Annotated in this window: 12 protein-coding genes and 1 other annotated feature; all 12 genes read left to right on the forward strand. The window is 52.9% G+C overall.

Annotated features, from left to right (window positions below; all coding sequences use genetic code 11):
* Positions 1-188 precede the first annotated feature (188 nt).
* The 12 genes from addB to P6M73_RS00735 all read left to right on the forward strand — a co-directional run bounded on the left by addB (position 189) and on the right by P6M73_RS00735 (position 16,856).
* Entirely contained in the window at positions 189-3,632 is a 3,444-nt protein-coding gene (gene addB, locus P6M73_RS00680; RefSeq protein WP_277854262.1) for a helicase-exonuclease AddAB subunit AddB, read from the forward strand.
* Positions 3,613-7,260, forward strand: a complete 3,648-nt coding sequence (gene addA, locus P6M73_RS00685) for a helicase-exonuclease AddAB subunit AddA (protein ID WP_277854263.1) — start codon at positions 3,613-3,615, stop codon at positions 7,258-7,260. Before addB ends, addA begins: the two co-directional genes overlap by 20 nt.
* 101 nt (positions 7,261-7,361) lie before the next feature.
* Positions 7,362-9,188: an oligoendopeptidase F gene (gene pepF / locus P6M73_RS00690; protein ID WP_277854264.1), complete on the forward strand. Its 1,827-nt coding sequence runs from the start codon at positions 7,362-7,364 to the stop codon at positions 9,186-9,188.
* An 86-nt stretch (positions 9,189-9,274) separates the two neighbouring features.
* Positions 9,275-9,658, forward strand: a complete 384-nt coding sequence (locus tag P6M73_RS00695; protein ID WP_277854265.1) for a VOC family protein — start codon at positions 9,275-9,277, stop codon at positions 9,656-9,658.
* A gap of 433 nt (positions 9,659-10,091) precedes the next feature.
* Positions 10,092-10,499 carry a hypothetical protein gene (locus P6M73_RS00700; RefSeq protein ID WP_277854266.1) on the forward strand — a complete coding sequence of 136 codons (408 nt, stop codon included), beginning with the start codon at positions 10,092-10,094 and terminating at the stop codon, positions 10,497-10,499.
* A gap of 94 nt (positions 10,500-10,593) precedes the next feature.
* Complete coding sequence (locus tag P6M73_RS00705) at positions 10,594-11,394, forward strand: hypothetical protein (protein ID WP_277854267.1); 801 nt, start codon at positions 10,594-10,596, stop codon at positions 11,392-11,394.
* Positions 11,391-11,963 carry a hypothetical protein gene (locus P6M73_RS00710; RefSeq protein WP_277854268.1) on the forward strand — a complete coding sequence of 191 codons (573 nt, stop codon included), beginning with the start codon at positions 11,391-11,393 and terminating at the stop codon, positions 11,961-11,963. The genes P6M73_RS00705 and P6M73_RS00710 overlap by 4 nt, the downstream gene beginning before the upstream one ends.
* Complete coding sequence (locus P6M73_RS00715; RefSeq protein ID WP_277854269.1) at positions 11,960-12,574, forward strand: hypothetical protein; 615 nt, start codon at positions 11,960-11,962, stop codon at positions 12,572-12,574. Before P6M73_RS00710 ends, P6M73_RS00715 begins: the two co-directional genes overlap by 4 nt.
* 1 nt (position 12,575) lies before the next feature.
* Positions 12,576-13,220 carry an ABC transporter ATP-binding protein gene (locus P6M73_RS00720; RefSeq protein WP_277854270.1) on the forward strand — a complete coding sequence of 215 codons (645 nt, stop codon included), beginning with the start codon at positions 12,576-12,578 and terminating at the stop codon, positions 13,218-13,220.
* Between the two features lie 158 nt (positions 13,221-13,378).
* Positions 13,379-13,622 (forward strand) — a binding site (T-box leader).
* A gap of 324 nt (positions 13,623-13,946) precedes the next feature.
* Entirely contained in the window at positions 13,947-14,978 is a 1,032-nt protein-coding gene (locus P6M73_RS00725; RefSeq protein ID WP_277854271.1) for a methionine ABC transporter ATP-binding protein, read from the forward strand.
* 5 nt (positions 14,979-14,983) lie between these two features.
* Entirely contained in the window at positions 14,984-15,646 is a 663-nt protein-coding gene (locus tag P6M73_RS00730) for a methionine ABC transporter permease (protein WP_277854272.1), read from the forward strand.
* A 325-nt stretch (positions 15,647-15,971) separates the two neighbouring features.
* Entirely contained in the window at positions 15,972-16,856 is an 885-nt protein-coding gene (locus P6M73_RS00735; protein ID WP_277854273.1) for a MetQ/NlpA family ABC transporter substrate-binding protein, read from the forward strand.
* Positions 16,857-16,863: the final 7 nt, after the last annotated feature.

The raw sequence follows: 16,863 nt of genomic DNA on the forward strand, positions 1-16,863 counted from the left end.
GCCGGAGGGAACTCCCGGTTTCGAGGCGCTGATGCAACTTCGTTTTTTTAAACGGAGTGATCCGGTCAGCCCGAGGGAGAGGGGAAAGGCGGGAGCTTGGCCGCCGGGCTTCGGCAGGGTGGGGGGATAGAATGGTATAATCGGGATAGCACGATTGAAATGACTTAAACGACAGGGAGGGTAGTGCCATGGCATTGGCAATGATCTACGGCCGCTCGGGCTCCGGAAAAACCACGGAGCTGTTTCGCAGGCTGAGAGCTGGTCTGGCGGGAGCTGATATCCGCAGCAAGCGGTACGTCATCGTCCCGGATCAGTTTACGTATATGATGGAAAAGAAAATCCTGGAAGAGTTCGGCGAGGAGAACGGCTTCAAGATCCAGGTCGTGGGCTTTCGGACCCTGAGCCAGCGCGTTCTGGAACGGGTGGGCGGCATCCGCCGGCCGGTTCTCAGTCCGGTGGGCCAGTCCATGCTGGTCAGTTCCCTGGCTCTGAAGCAGAAAAACGACCTCAAGCTGTTCCGCAAATCCGCTGCCTACGCCGGCTTTGCCCAGATGGTCAGCCAGACGATCAAGGAACTGAAAAACTACGCGATCACGCCTCAGGAACTCCAGGCGGCGGCCGGGAATCTACCGGACGGCGAACTCCGGTACAAGCTGGAGGACGTGGCGCTGCTCTACCAAAGCTACGAGGACCAGCTCCACCAAAACTTTGTGGACCCGGAAGACCAGCTGGACACCGCGATTCAGATGCTCAAAGCCTCCGATTATCTCAATGGCAGTGAATTCTATGTGGATGAGTTCTCTGATTTCACCCCCCGTCAGCTGGAAATGATCGAAGTGCTGCTGGGCAAGGGCAATGTATATATCACCCTGACTTTTGAGGAAGGACTCGACAAGCAGCATAAGGGCCTGTTCGCTCTGACGGTGGATACGGACCTGGCGCTCATGGACATGGCTGCCCGACAGGGCATCCGCCTGGAAGCACCCGTCTTCCTGCGCGGAACCGGCCGCTTTCAGGGTCATCCCGAGCTGGCTCACCTGGAACGTGAATTCTACCACTATCCCAATGAAGTGTACTCTGGCGAAGTATCCTCCGTCCGGATCCTGCGGGCGCAGAATCCCTATGAGGAAATGGAGCTGGTGGCCCGGGACATAGTCCGGCAGGTCCGTGACAACGGGCTGCGCTTCCAGGACCTGGCCATTCTGCTGCGGGATCTGGATACCTACGGCGCCATTTTGCAGAGCGTCATGGCCCAGTACGAGATTCCCGTCTTCATCGATGCCCGCAAGGAGATCGACACCAATCCCCTGGCAGCCTTTATCAGCGGTTTCTTTGAAATTCACCGGCGCAATTTCCAGTTCGAGGCGGTCTTTAAATATCTGAAGACCAGCCTGCTTCCCATTCCCCGGGAAGACATCGACCTTCTGGAAAATTACTGTCTGGCCAACGGCATCACCGGCTGGAAATGGCTGGAGGAAATCTGGCAGTGGCCCGTCCCCCAGGTCGAGGAAGGCCTGGAGGAACAGCGCCTGAAGAATCACCTCAACGAGCTGCGCGACGCCATCGTTGATCCGCTGCAGGAATGCTTTGCGGCCATGGAGCAGGCCCCGACCGTCCGGGAGAAAGCCACCCTGTTCTATGAGTTTCTGGTTCATTCCCATGCCCTGCTCACCTTTACCGCCTGGATTGACGAGCGGGAGACGACAGATTCCGAACAGCACCGGGAATACAGCCAGATTCTGGATTCACTGCTCCAGGTCCTGGACCAGATGGTCGAGGCCTTGGGCGATGAACCCATGGGTCTGGAAGATTTTGGCAATACGCTGCTGGTGGGACTCTCCTCCATCCGGATTTCCCTAATTCCCGCCACCCTGGATCAGGTCATTGTGGGCGACATCGCCCGGGTCCGGTCCGGCGCCGTGCGCGGCATCTACATCGTCGGCACCAACGACGGGGTGCTGCCCCGGACGCCGGCCAGTGTCGGCATTTTCACCGACAGTGACCGCGAAGCTCTCCAGGAGATCCAGCTCTACCTGTCCAAGGACTCCCGCACCCGGGCGTTCTATGAGCAGTTCTACGTCTACAATGCCCTGACCATCGGCACCGACTTCCTGACGGTGACCTACCCCACCTCCGATGCCGAGGGCAAAGCCCTGCGCCCCTCCATGATCATCGGCCGGCTGAAAAAACTGTTCCCCGGCCTCCGGGAAGAGATCAGCCAGTCCTATCTGGAAAAAGGCAGCCCCGGCCGCGAGACCATTACCTGTGAACGCGAAGCGTTCCGTGAGCTCATTGCCCAGCTGCGCCGCCATCATGACGGTGCGCCGGTGGACCCGGTGTGGCGTGAGGTCTATGCCCGCCTGCGGGAACATCCCGACTACAGCGACCGGCTCCGCCACGTCGAGGAAGGGCTGCGCTATACGAACTACCCGGCTGAGCTGCGCGCCGAACACATGGAAGCCCTCTACGGCAAAAAGCTCTATCTGACCGTTTCCCGGCTGGAAACCTTCTCCCGCTGTCCCTTTGCCTATTTCGTCAAGTACGGTCTCCGCGCCAAGGAACGGAAGGAGTTCATCCTGTCCACTCCCGATGTGGGATCCCTGATGCATGATGTCCTGGACCGCTTTACCAAGAAAATTCGGGAAGAAGCCCTGGACTGGAAAGACCTGACCCCGGACTTTACCCGTCAGGCGGTGGATCACCTGATGGAAGAAGCTCTGTCCCAGCAGAAAAACCCGGTGCTTGCCTCCAGCCGGCGCTATCAGCACATGACCGGCAAGCTCAAGCACATCATCGCTTCCTCGGTTGATGTCATTCAGAATCAGATCATCCGGGGGGAATTTGAACCGCTGTATTCCGAAGTCGGCTTCGGACCCAACGAAATGATCCCGCCCATTGTCCTGGATCTGGACGGCGGCCGGGAAATCAATATCGTGGGGCGGATCGACCGTGTCGATGTGCTGCGCCAGGAAGACCGCAACTACATCCGCATCATCGACTACAAATCCGGGATGAAGGAACTCACCCTGTCCGACATCGTCTATGGCCTGCAGCTTCAGCTCCTGGTCTATCTGGACGTTGTCCTGCGCAACGCCCACCGCTTTCTGGCCGGGGAGACCCTGCCCGGCGCAGTGCTCTATTACCGGATTTACCGGCCCACCGTGGAAAACGGCGCGGCCATGTCAGACGAGGACCTAAAGATCGTCATTCTCAAGGAGCTGCGCCTGCGCGGCCTGATCCTGAAGGATGTCCACCTGGTCCGGTCCATGGATCAGGGGATGACCGATATTTCCCTGGTCATCCAGGCCAAACTCAAGGACGGGGAGGTCACGGCGGAGGGAACCAACCAGAAGGAGCTTCTGGTCGACCAGGCTCAGTTTGACCTTTTGCGCGACTACGTCGCCAGCACCATCAAGCGCATCAGTCTGGCCCTGATCAACGGGGACATTTCCATTACCCCGGTGAAAACCGACAAGAGCACCGCCTGTGATTACTGTGAATACCGCAGCATCTGCCAGTTTGATCCGGGTCAGCCGGGCAACGAATACCGCAGAGTCCGCAAACTCAAGCCGGAGCAAGCCTGGCTCCACATCGAACAAGGAGGTGAGGTCCATGCCCAATTGGACGAATGAACAGCAACAGGCTATCATCTACCGGGATCAGTCCCTGCTGGTGGCCGCGGCAGCCGGCTCCGGCAAAACGGCCGTTCTGGTTGAACGCATCTGCACCATGCTGACTCAGGATCCCCCGGTGGACATTGACCGCCTGCTGGTGGTGACCTTTACCCGGGCGGCGGCCACGGAAATGCGCGAGCGCATCGCCAACCGGATTGCTCTGGCCCTGGAATCCCAACCGGAAAATGAGAACCTGCTCCGGCAGCTGGCCCTGCTCAATCAGGCCAGCATCATGACCATCGACGCCTTCTGCAAAAAAGTCATTGAAGAAAACTTCCACCTGGTAGACCTGGATCCCGATTATCAGCTGCTGGACGAGAACGAACTGAACATGCTGATCAGCGAAGCCTTGGCTGAAGTGCTGGAAGAAGCATATGAGAAACGCGATCCGGCCTTCCTGGAACTGGCGGAACGCTTCGGCGGCGACCGCTCCGATGACAATCTGGAGGACCTGATCCAGCGCCTCTGGCGCTTCTCCCGCTCCGGCACTGACCCCCGCGCCTGGATCCGGGCTGCGGGAGCTTCCTATGATTTCCCGAAGGAGGACTGGAAGCAGACAGAGTGGTTCCGGTATCTTGTACGGGAAGTCCGGGAAGTAGCCGGGGAAGCGGTGGAGCTGGCTCAGAAGGCTGTCGGCCTGACTTCCCTGGACGATAAGCTGGCAGCCTCCAAGCTGGAACCTTTCCTGCGCGGCGAGCTGGAAGAACTGGTCCGCATCGCCCGGGAGGTGGAGCAAAGCGATGACTATGCCCAGCTCCAATCCCTGATGAAGTCCATGACCTTCGCCCGCAAGCCCGCCATCCGGGGTGAAACCCCCTACAAGGACTGGGTGGGCAGCCTGCGCGACGAATACAAGAAGCTCTACACCAGCCTCATCGGCGAGCTGCTGAGCCAGGACGAGGCCAGTCACCTGACCCTGATCCGGACCATGGCTCCGGTGATGAACGCTCTGGCCGAGGTCACCCTGGCCTTCCATGAACGCCTCCAGAGCAAAAAACGGGAACTCAACCGGGTTGATTTCGCCGATCTGGAGCACTTCGCCCTGGGCATCCTGCGCAGCGGCGACGGTCCGACGGAAACCGCCCGGATCTATCAGCAGTGCTTCGAGGAAGTTCTGATCGACGAATATCAGGACTCCAATGAAGTGCAGGAAGCCATCCTGACTGCCGTATCGCGGCAGGAACAGAACATCTTCATGGTGGGGGACGTCAAGCAGAGCATCTACCGCTTCCGTCAGGCCAAGCCGGACATATTCCTCGGCAAGTACCGCCGTTTCCTCGCCGTGGGGGATGAACGGGACTGCGCCGGGCGCAAAATTCTGCTCTACCGCAATTTCCGCTCCCGCCCGGAAGTGCTGGATTCCGTCAATGCCGTGTTCTCCGCCATCATGAGCGAGCGGGCCGGCGAGCTGGACTACACCCAAGAGGAGGCCCTAATTTTCGGCGCCGCTTATGATCCGGAGCAGAAGCAGCCCATCCAGATCCACCTGGTGGAATCCAACACGCCCCTGGACGGACCGGCTCAGGAAGCCGAGGAGCTGGAGGATCTGGCGGGCATCGAACTGGAAGCCCGCTACGTGGCCAACCGGATCCGGGACATGGTGACCAGCGGGGAGACCCGGGTCACCGACGGCGAGACGATGCGCCCGCTGCGCTACCGCGACATCGTGATCCTGCTGCGGGCCACCTCCAGCGCCGCCGGAATTTTCCAGCAGGCGCTGGAAGAGGTGGCCATCCCGGTCTTTACTGATACTGGCGCGGGCTATTTCGAGTCCCTGGAAATCCGGACCATGATGAGCCTGCTGCGAACCGTTGACAACCCGCGCCAGGATATCCCGCTCCTGGCGACGCTGCGCAGCCCCCTGTTCTCCTTTACTGAGGACGAGCTGCTGCGCCTGCGCGGACTGGACCGCGAAGCCCTCTTCCTGGATTGCCTGAAGCTGGCCCGAACCGATGTGCTGCTGGCGCGCCAGGCGCCGGAGCTGTGCCGCAAGGTCGAAGCCTTCTGGCAGCAGCTGGCCCAGTGGCGGGAAGACTCCGTCCACCGGCCGCTGGATGAGTTCATCTGGAAAATCTACACCGACACCGCCTACCTGGAGTATGCCGGGGCCATGCCCAACGGCATACAGCGTCAGGCCAACCTGCGCATCCTGTTCCAGCGGGCCGGAGAGTATGAGAAGACGGCCTTCAAGGGCCTGTACCGCTTCATCCGCTACATCGACGCCATGCGGGAGAAATCCGGCGATTATGGCGATGCCCGCATTATGGGCGAGAGTGAGGACGTGGTGCGCATCATGAGCATCCACAAATCCAAGGGGCTGGAATTCCCCGTGGTCTTTGTGTCCAACTGCGGCAAGCGATTCAACCGCCGCGACCAGGGGGGGGATCTGATTCTCCATGAAGCCCTGGGCATGGCGGTGAAGCACCGGGACTTCCGCCGGGGGACCGTGGAGGAAACCCTGCCCCGGCTGGTCATGAAAGCCCGCATCAACGCGGAGGCGATCTCCGAGGAAATGCGCGTGCTCTATGTGGCTATGACCCGGGCGAAGGAGCAGCTGATTCTGACCGGGAACCTGCGCAACCTGAACTCGACCATGGGCAAATGGTTCCGCGGCGGCAGTGACCTGCCCTGCCGGCCGCGCAAGGTGCTGGCGGATTCCAGCTATCTGGACTGGATCATGCCGGTGGTGCTGAACTCCGCCGGCATTCAGGGAGCCATGGAGAGTTTCGATGAAACCATTGACCATCTGGGAGACGGCGCATCCTTCGACATTTCCCTGATCACCCGCAATGCTCTGGCTCAGGCCCAGGCAGACCAGGCCAGGGAACGGACCGAGCCGTTCTGGAAGGGGGAAGCCCTCACCGACGAAGCGCTGATTCGGGTGCTGGACTACGAGTACCCGCATGAACTGTCTACCCGGCTGCCGTCCAAGGTTTCGGTCTCCGTCATCAAAAAGCAGGTCATTGAGGAAACGCCCGATCTGGCCGCCCCGTCGATCATGGAAGAGACCTATGAACGGGTGGAGCGTCTGCCCAAGCCGGCCTTCCTGATGGGACAGCGCGAACTGACCGGAGCGGAACGGGGCACCGCCTTCCACAATGTCATGCTCCACATCAGTCCCCTGGTTCAGACTGAAGAGGAGGTCCGCGCCCAGATTCAGTCGGTGGTGGAACGGGAGCTCCTGCTGCCGCAGGAAGCGGCCGCGGTGGATCCCAGACGAGTCCTGGGCTTTTTCCAAAGCAGCCTGGGCCAGCGTTTCCGCGAGGCCTTCCAACGGGGCGATCTCTACAAGGAGGAAGTCTTTACCCGCATTGTTCCGGCCCGCACACTGCGGCCGGAGTGGGCCACCGACGATCCCATGACGCTGATCGGAATCATCGACGCCTTCTTCCGGGAAGGCGACGGCCTGATTCTTCTCGATTACAAGACGGACTCGATCCCCCCGGATGTTCCGGACTTCCTGGCCCGCAAGTATCAGGCGCAGATTGATCTGTATGCCCGCGCCCTGGAAGCCATCACCGGTCAGACGGTGCGGGAGGCGTATCTTTACTCGGTCTCCAAACAGGAAACCATCCGGCTGATTTAGCGATTCTGTTGTGGTTTTCAAAAAAAGCGAGTGCCTGTTCCATCGGACAGGCACCGTTCAATGATAGAATCAGCTTAATCGAAACTCAACGGAGGGTTATCATGAGTCAAGCAAACGAAGAAAAGAAAGTACTGCGGCGGGATGAAGTCGATCCGGCCTATACCTGGAACCTGAAGGATATCTTCCCATCCGACGAAGCATTCTATCAGGCCCAGGATCGACTGGCACAGGCCATTACAGCCTTCACCGGACGCTACCGGGGTCACCTCAGCGATGCCGCAGCCATTGTCGCAGCGGTCAGGGACTATGAGCAGATCCTGATCACGGCCGAACAGTGCGGTAATTACGCCCATCTGCATGTTAGCGAGGATCGCACCAACCCACTCTATCAGAAGAACATGATGGAGTTCCAGGCGAAGATGGGCGGCCTGGTCGGCGAGCTCTCGTTCTTTGAATCGGAGCTGCTCCAGGTGCCGGAAGCCATCCTGAGCGAAGCCATGGCGGCAGACCCCAACTACAGTTTTTACCTCAAGGATGTTCTGCGCTACAAGCCCCACACGCTGTCCCCGGAATCCGAAATGGTTCTGGCCCGGCTGGGCGAAGTCTTTGACGCCCCCTATTCCGTGTACGAAGCAGCCAAGCTGGCGGATTTGAACTTCCCGGAGTTTGAAGCCAACGGAGAAAAGCATCTGCTGACCTTCATCAACTTTGAAGGGGAGCTGGAATATGACAAGGATACGGATGTGCGCCGCAATGCATTCCGGGCATTCTCCGAAAAACTCAGGGAATACCAGTACACCATCGGAACGGCCTATGCCTCCAATGTCCGGCAGGAAAAGATCCTGTCAGAGCTGAAGCACTATGATTCCGTTTTTGATTATCTCTTAATGCGCCAGAAGGTCGACCGCCCGCTGTATGACCGTCAGCTGGATGTCCTGATGGCGGAGCTGGCTCCCCATATGCGCCGCTATGCCAAGCTGATTCAGCGGGTTCACGGCCTGGACAAAATGACTTACGCCGATCTCAAGCTGGATCTGGATCCGGCCTTCGAACCGTCCATCTCCATTGAGGAGTCCAAGGATTACATCTACAACGCCCTGTCCATCCTGGGTGACGACTATGTTGGCATGCTGCGCGAAGCCCTGGACAACCGCTGGGTTGACTTTGTCCAGAACAAAGGAAAGTCCACCGGCGCCTTCTGCGCTTCGCCCTTCGGCGTTCATCCCTACATCCTGATCAGCTGGACCTATAAAATGCGCGAAGTGTTCGTGCTGGCTCATGAACTCGGCCATGCCGGCCACAGCTTCCTGACCCACCGCAGCCAGACCCCGCTCAATGACAATCTGTCCCTGTACGCCATCGAAGCCCCGTCCACTATGAATGAAATGCTCATGGCCAATTACCTGATGAAGAGCAGTGACGAACCCCGGTTCCGCCGCTGGGTCATCGCCAGCATCATCGCCCGGACCTATTACCATAACTTTGTCACCCACTTCCTGGAAGGATACTACCAGAGAGAGGTCTACCGCCTTATCGATGCCGGAACGGCCGTTCAGACCGAAGACTTCCACCGCATCTTCCGGGAAACGCTGGAGAAATTCTGGGGGGACACCGTGGAACTGACCGAAGGCGCCGAACTGACCTGGATGCGCCAGCCCCATTACTACATGGGATTATACCCCTATACCTATTCTGCCGGACTGACCATTTCCACCGCGGTTTCCCAGCGCATCCTCAAGGAAGGCCAGCCAGCCGTAGATGACTGGCGCAACGTCCTGAGCGCCGGCGGCACCCTGACCCCGGTCGAATTCGCCAAGGCCGCCGGGGTTGACATCACCACCGACAAACCCCTGCGCGATACAGTCAGCTACATCGGCTCCCTCATTGACGAGCTGGAAAAACTGACGGACGAGCTGGAACAGAACTAACAATCAGTCATAGAAATCAAAATTAAAATAAAATCAAAATCAAATATCAAATCAAAATCATATCAAAAGAAAACGGAGGGAACCTCATGGTTAAAGGAAGATTTCTCCACAACAACATCAACGTCCTGGACCTGGACAAATCGCTGGCTTTCTACGAGAAGGCTCTGGGACTGACCGAGAAGCGGCGCTATGTCAACGAAGGCAACTTTATCCTGGTCTACCTGTGGGACGGATCGTCGGATTATGAGCTGGAGCTGACCTGGCTCAATGACCGGACAGAGCCCTATAATCTGGGAGACAATGAAATCCACATGGCCTTCGCGGTCGAAGACAAAAAGGAAGCCTATCAGCTCCACTCGGAAATGGGCGTGATTATCTATGAGAACCGTGATATGGATCTCTACTTCATCGGCGACCCCGATGGCTACTGGATCGAAATCCTGGAACGAGGCGTGGATCCAACCAAATAACCGGCAGAAAGACTGAGGGAAGCCTCAGTCTTTCTGCTTTTTGCCTTAAGAACCTCATTCTCTTTATGTTGCATGAAATGATCAGCCTGCTTGGATAGGAATGAACCTGCATGATGGCATGAGGATTCGGAAGATGTGAGCCTTTGAGGGCAGTATGGCAGGAAGCAATCCAAAAAGTGAATTTAGATTGGCGTATCTTTGAAGCGCAAAATAGTTACAAAAAAAGATCAATTTATTAGGAGACAAAGATTATATTATTAATAAAAATTAGAATAGATAATATCCATACCACAATATTAACATTACCAGGACGTTATATCGAACTTAATCAAGAAATAATTGATATTTAATAAAAAGTAGGAAATTTCAGATCTTGACACAAAATATGAAAAGAATTAATCTTTAACCAACAAATTATTTTAGGAGGTACAGAATGAAGAAACAAATTATGGCAAGTGGAGCGGTTTTATTCCTATCTTTAGCTGTGATTGCAAGTGCTGGTATCAAGGATTTTGATGTTTCCTTGCCATGGTTAAACAAAGAAGTTAATGCGACTTCGTATCAGCGTAAAACGACAAGTATTGACGGAAGCAATGTATTGTTCAACTCAGCCTCAACTGGCAGTGGATACGTATATGCCTATACAAAAATCATCTTTTCAAATAGTGGAACAAGTGTTAAGTTTTCTCCTAAGATTAAGATCAGTACCACAAGTGGCATTAACAATTGGCTGGGAGCATATAGCGAGTATAATGCAAATATCAATGATCAAGTACAATTGGTTCTCAACTCTGACACATGGAATGGAGATCGCGCCGCTGGAAAATGGGATTACAAATAGTGACCTCGCTATCCTAAATTAAGTGCTTTGGGTGAACATTTTATTACTCATTGAGTGTACAAGTATCTCTTAGGATTGTTACGAGGAGCATAATTTGAAAAGTATACTATTAAAGATGAGATATGAAGGAACATTCAAATTTTTCTTCATCATCCTGCTTATGCTGGGGCTTTTTACCTTTACTTATTACTGGGGAGCACAGTATTCCGTATTGGAGTACAGACGAGCCGGTATGTTGTTTAAAGCGGATACATATCCAGAGATTCAATATTATTTTGGCCTGCGACCCCATGGTCGTACCGTTTTTTCCGGTCTGAGCGTTCTGGAAAATTTATTGCCGGAGTTTATATTTCCTATATTAATTGGAGTGTTTTTTGCGGGAAGATATCGAAACGACCGAAAGGGAAAGGTGATCAATCTTCAAACTACCAGAACAGGAAGGTTGAAATATTACCTTGTGGATTCTATCTTCATAACAATATTGATCTTTGGATTCTTTATGATGGCTATTCTCATGCAATCGATCATTGGCTATGGGGTACTGCAATTTTTTAACCCACTAGAAGCTAAAACAGGTATTCCTTTGAGATTGATTGTACCAATCATCCATTCAGCGACCAGGATTAGCTTGTATTACAGCGCTCTCTTATTTTTTACCTATGGTGTAGCAGTTGTGATGCCCTTCATCGAAGGGGCAGTATATTCGATCCCGTTAATCTTTACAATAATTCCAGTTTTTCTGGTTCCCTGGAAGGTACCACTCAGGCAGGCATTTATTGAAAACGGCTCCATTTTTCCATTTAGCGGCACCTATTACATAATGATCGGATTCTTCTTCCTGACTGGCCTGCTTTTGATTGGAATGAAGGTGTTCATAATTAAGGATGAAATATGAAGATTCGAATACTCGCAAAAACTCCCATTCTTCTGATTGTGCTCATGTACGTGGTGTTCCCTTCATATAACATTTATCACCTCATGTTCGTCTACCTGCCAGGTATGCTTGGATTGAATAGCCTGGATAATTTGGCATCAGAAAAGATGATTGCCCGGATTCGAGAAGAATCTTTGTTGAAAAGAATCCGTTGGAACCTGGGGGTTAACTTACTTCTGTTGACAGTTCCCCTGACCGTAATTAATTATTTCAGATTTGGACAATTGATCGAACATAATGTCTTGTATTTAAGTTTTTATTACTTAATAATTTCACTGATGTGGTTTATTGTCACCTTTTGGGGGGATATGATTTTGGCATGGAAGGTCTGTTATGTGGGAGAATTAATTGAAATGATGTTAGTCATGTTTATCCCTGAATCCCTGCCGCTTATTCTGAAATATATATTGGGTTTTGAGTCATATCAAAAGACGATTGTTGTTTTGGGTATTTTAATCATTGGTCTGGTATGCGGTTTGTGGTACTCATTAATCATCTTTGAATCCAAGGATGTGTTGAAGAGGTTATGAAAGGAAATCTGAAATACATATACATACCTTTGCTAATTATAATTATTCAATTAAATTTATTGTTTGTATTTAATTTTCTATACGGGGTTGACGGGATATACCATACTATATTTATTTCCAAAGCCGGAAGCTATCTCGCAGACTTTATCTTCCTTTCTTATCACCTTCCGCTGATCCTTTTTTTAGGGCGTCGGCTTTCCCATGATATCGAAAAAGTTCCGGTAGTAACAAGACGGAAACCGGGAGAAATGATTTTGGATCACTTAATATTAAGTGTCATTTGTGTTGGGATTTCTTATTTGATTCAAATCTTCATTATTCGCAGCACACATTCTGATTGGATAATCAGCGGCGTTTTTTACACGATGGTTATTTTAGTTATAATCTTATGGTCAAATGTGATTTGTCTTACCCAATCGGAGCAATACAGCCTACTGATCCAAAGTACAGTATTTTTCAGTGCTTTTTATTTCATTAAATTTCTTTATGGGAGAATGGAAAAAACAACTATTACACCGGGGGAAATCATTGTTCTGTTCTGTTTAGCGGTGAATGCAGTTTTTCTTGAATTTAACATGATTCAATCAAAAGATATTATGAGGAGAAGATAAGATGGTCAGATTAAACCAATATACAAAGATTATCCGGGGAAAGACTGTTTTAAATAACATTGATTTATGTGTCTCAAAAGGTGAGTGTATCGGTATTCTTGGACGTAATGCTTCAGGTAAAACGATGTTGCTCCGTGCTATGGCAGGACTTATTTTACCTACTTCAGGCACGGCTGCTGTTAATGGACAGACAATCAAGCAGGGACACCGCTTTCCTGATTCCATGGGAATAATCATTGAAAATATAGAATTCTGGCCATTTATGACCGCTAAGGAAACATTGGAATATCTGAATTCATTCCGAAAAAAGGCTTCCTCGCAGGATATTGATCATGCTCTTGTCAAAAGTGGGCTGGATCCGGCAGACAGACGAAAAGTTTTCAAATTTAGTCTTGGGATGAAGCAGAAATTGGCCATTGCACAAGCTATCTTCGAGAAACCGGATTTACTTTTATTCGATGAGCCGACGAATTCTCTTGATAAAGCGAGTCGGTCTGATTTTTATGAGCTGATTCGGTCAGAAAAAAAACGGGGGTGTACTGTTGTTATCGCAAGCCACATAAAAGAAGACCTTGAAGTTTGTGATCGTCTGATCGAGATTGAGAACGGAGTGATTGATCATTTCATTGATTCCATTCAGCAGTAAATACTATTCCAGGGCAACGATCATTTGAGTTTACGCAAGGATATCGAGGGATGCATAGCAATCTGATGAGAAAATCGAAAAAAACATGAAGAATTTTTTATGTAAAAGTTTTCGGTGCCTTGACTTTCTTTTTTTGGTTGAGTATAGTAATACCAATGACAAACCTGTTGAGCAGAAGAGTAACCGAAACCTTTGAATCTGACAGAGAGTCCCGCCTGGTGAAAAGGGACGATGAGAAGAACGGTGAAGATGGCCTGTGAAGGGAAGAGCTGAACGTATCAGTAGGCTCTTACGTGGATGCACGTTACAGCATGGAAGTATGATCGTACTTCGCAAGGTTCGGACTGTGAGGTCTGGATAAATCAAGGTGGTAACACGGAAATTGAAGTTTTCGTCCTTCAGGCAAGGATGGAAGCTTTTTTGTTTTCATCAGAACAATCAAATACTCAGGCGATGAAACGGTGAGTAGGCATCAGGTAATTCTACAGAGAAGCTGCATTAGGGTGAGAGCAGCGGATGAGGGGGTGCACGAAGATGGCCGCGGAGCTTATTCCGGTGAGAGTTTCTCGAACCGGGAACGGGAATGCCCGATACAGCATCGGAGTATGATAGTACTCCATGAGGGAATGCAGGGTGACCTGTCTTCCGATGGCAAGGTGGTAACACGATGATTCGTCCTTCCGGTTCTAGGGAACCCGGAGGGATTTTTTTATTGGGAGGAAGCAAATGATTGAATTAAGGAATGTCGCAGTGACCTTTGGTCAGGGCTCAGGTCAGCTCCACGCGGTCAGCGATGCGTCACTGACGATTGAAAAAGGGGAGATCGTGGGGATTGTCGGCTACTCAGGCGCCGGCAAGAGCACCCTGGTGCGAACCATAAATCTTCTGACCCGGCCGACTTCCGGTCAGGTACTGGTCAACGGGGAAGACCTGACAGCCATGAGTGAACGGGAACTGAGAGACCGCCGGCGCAAGATCGGCATGATCTTTCAGCACTTCAACCTGATGAATTCCAGAACGGTGCGGGACAACATCGCCCTGGCACTGGGGGCGCTGGATAAGAATCAGGTGGACCAGCGGGTGGACGAGCTTCTGGCGCTGGTGGGAATATCCGGCAAAAAGCTGGCCTATCCTTCCGAACTGTCCGGCGGCCAGAAACAGCGTGTGGCCATCGCCCGGGCTCTGGCAAACAATCCGGAAATCCTGCTGTGCGACGAAGCCACCAGCGCCCTGGATCCGGAGACAACCAAATCGATTCTCAAGCTTCTGGCGGATCTGAACCGCAAGCTGAATCTGACCCTGGTTGTTATCACCCATGAAATGCAGGTTGTCAAAGAACTGTGCACCCGGGTGTTCGTCATGGACTCCGGCCTCATCGTCGAAGAAGGGTCGGTAGTGGAAATCTTTTCCAATCCGAAGAATCCGCTGACAGAAAAATTCGTCCGCACGGCAACGAATATGGACGAGGATGTCAGCAAAGTCCTGGAAAACCAGGCAGCCTTCCGGCTGGGCGGCAATGAGATCTATATCCTGACCTTTGTCGGGGACCGCTTCCGGGAACCATTCATCGCCACACTGCAGCGAGATCACGGCATTACCACCAACATCCTGTCCGGCAACGTCGAGTTTCTCAATAAGACGCCCTTTGGAAATCTGCTGGTTGCTTTTGAAGGGGACCGCTTAAAGATCAACGAAGCCATTTCCATCATGGAAGCCGACGGAGTCAGAGTACAGCGCATCCGCTTGAAGGAGGATTAAACAAAATGGATTTTACAAATGTCATCCGGCAGAAGGAGCAGTTCATCACCGAAACCGGAGCCACGCTCTACATGCTGTTCTGGACCGGCCTGATCGCCGGGATCCTCGGGCTCATCCTGGGAATTGTCCTGGTACTGACCCGGGAGAACAGTTTGCTGGCCAACCGGCGGGTGTACGGCATCCTGGATAAAATCGTCAACATCGGCCGGTCCGTCCCCTTCATCATCATGCTGGCCATCATCTCTCCGATGACCCGGGTCATTGTCGGCACCACCATCGGCACCAAAGCCTCCATCGTCCCGCTGGTCGTGGGATCCGCTCCCTTTTTCGCCCGTCAGGTCGAAGCGGCCATGGCAACCGTCAATCCGGGAGTCATCGAAGCCGCCCGGGCCATGGGCCTGGGGCCGCTGGAAATCGTCCGGAAGGTCTGGCTGCCGGAATCCACCCCGGCCCTGATCCGTGTCTCCACCCTGACCCTGATCTCCGTTCTTGGCCTGACCGCCATGGCCGGAGCCATCGGCGGAGGCGGACTCGGGAAAATGGCCATCTCCATCGGCTATAACCGCTTCCAGAATGATGTCATCCTTGTCTCCACCGTCCTGATCCTGGTCATTGTCTTCATCATTCAGATCATCGGCAATTTCCTGGAGCGCCGGACAACCCATTAACATCAAAAATTCAAACCTCATCAGTATAAGCAAAACAGCCATCAGCAAATGGAATGTTCGAACTTAGATCCTATGGAATAAACAGCAATCCGGCCGACGGCAAGGCCGACAGGGGGAATGTACGCAATCAGAGAGTAAAGACAATAAACAGAACAATGAGCCATTGACTGCCTCCATCCGATCGGAGCTCAGATCGGATGAAGGCAGAATCGAAACAACAGGTATGAAGGCAGAATCGAACCGGATCATGCCTCAGCAATCAATCAACCAAAACCATAAGAGAACTAAAAATAAAAAATAATAAAAATAAAAGTGAGGAATTATCATGAAAAGAACTAATTTATTCGCAACCGCCCTGCTTCTGACCGGACAGCTCTTCCTGAGCGCCTGCGCGCCGGCCGCTCCCGCTACCCAGCCTTCCACTTCCGGGACTGCTCCGGCCACAACGACTGCTCAGACAGCAGCCGTTACCAAGGTCAGGCTGGGGGTCATCGGCTCCAAGCACGAACTGTGGGATCAAATCAAAACCAATCTGGCCAAGGAAAACATTGAGATTGAGATTGTGGAATTCACCGAATACACACCGGTCAATCAGGCGCTCTATGACGGAGACCTGGATCTGAACTCCTTCCAGCACCACATCTACTTCGATTCCTTCAACAATGCCAACGGCAACAAGCTGGTATCCATCGGCGACACCTTCCTGTCCCCCATCGGCCTGTACTCCGAGAAGTATAAATCCCCCTCGGAGATCAAGAGCGGAGACACCATCGCCATTCCGGACGATCCGACCAATCTGGGACGGGCGCTGAAGGTTCTGGAATCCGCCGGTCTGATCAAGCTCAAGGATGCTTCCAATCTCACCCCGACCCAGGCAGACATTGCTGAAAACAAACTCAACCTGACCATTACCGAACTCAATGCCGCTCAGACTGCCCGCTCCCTGAAGGACGTAGCCGCCGCCATCATCAACACCGACCTGGCAGTGGATGCAGGCTATTCCCCGGCAGAAGACGCAATTTTCCTTGAACCGGTAACCGATGCTTCCCAGCCGTACTTCAACCTGATCGCGGCTCAGGCCGAAGACAAGGACAACCCGGTCTTCAAGCGGATCGTTCAGGAATACCAGTCCCAGGCCATCGGCGACCTCATGCTCGAAGTATACAAGGGAGCCCAGTTCCCGGTTTGGGAAGGCTACCAGAAGAAATAGCTCAGAA

This window comes from Anaerococcoides asporogena (assembly GCF_029590275.1).
Lineage (GTDB): Bacteria > Bacillota > Clostridia > Clostridiales > Clostridiaceae > JG1575.

Coding starts and splice junctions, on each gene's coding strand:
- P6M73_RS00735 (WP_277854273.1), top strand. CDS start 15,972: ATGAAAAGAACTAATTTATTCGCAACCGCCCTGCTTCTGACCGGACAG.
- addA (WP_277854263.1), top strand. CDS start 3,613: ATGCCCAATTGGACGAATGAACAGCAACAGGCTATCATCTACCGGGAT.
- P6M73_RS00700 (WP_277854266.1), top strand. CDS start 10,092: ATGAAGAAACAAATTATGGCAAGTGGAGCGGTTTTATTCCTATCTTTA.
- P6M73_RS00710 (WP_277854268.1), top strand. CDS start 11,391: ATGAAGATTCGAATACTCGCAAAAACTCCCATTCTTCTGATTGTGCTC.
- pepF (WP_277854264.1), top strand. CDS start 7,362: ATGAGTCAAGCAAACGAAGAAAAGAAAGTACTGCGGCGGGATGAAGTC.
- P6M73_RS00730 (WP_277854272.1), top strand. CDS start 14,984: ATGGATTTTACAAATGTCATCCGGCAGAAGGAGCAGTTCATCACCGAA.
- addB (WP_277854262.1), top strand. CDS start 189: ATGGCATTGGCAATGATCTACGGCCGCTCGGGCTCCGGAAAAACCACG.
- P6M73_RS00695 (WP_277854265.1), top strand. CDS start 9,275: ATGGTTAAAGGAAGATTTCTCCACAACAACATCAACGTCCTGGACCTG.
- P6M73_RS00720 (WP_277854270.1), top strand. CDS start 12,576: ATGGTCAGATTAAACCAATATACAAAGATTATCCGGGGAAAGACTGTT.
- P6M73_RS00725 (WP_277854271.1), top strand. CDS start 13,947: ATGATTGAATTAAGGAATGTCGCAGTGACCTTTGGTCAGGGCTCAGGT.
- P6M73_RS00715 (WP_277854269.1), top strand. CDS start 11,960: ATGAAAGGAAATCTGAAATACATATACATACCTTTGCTAATTATAATT.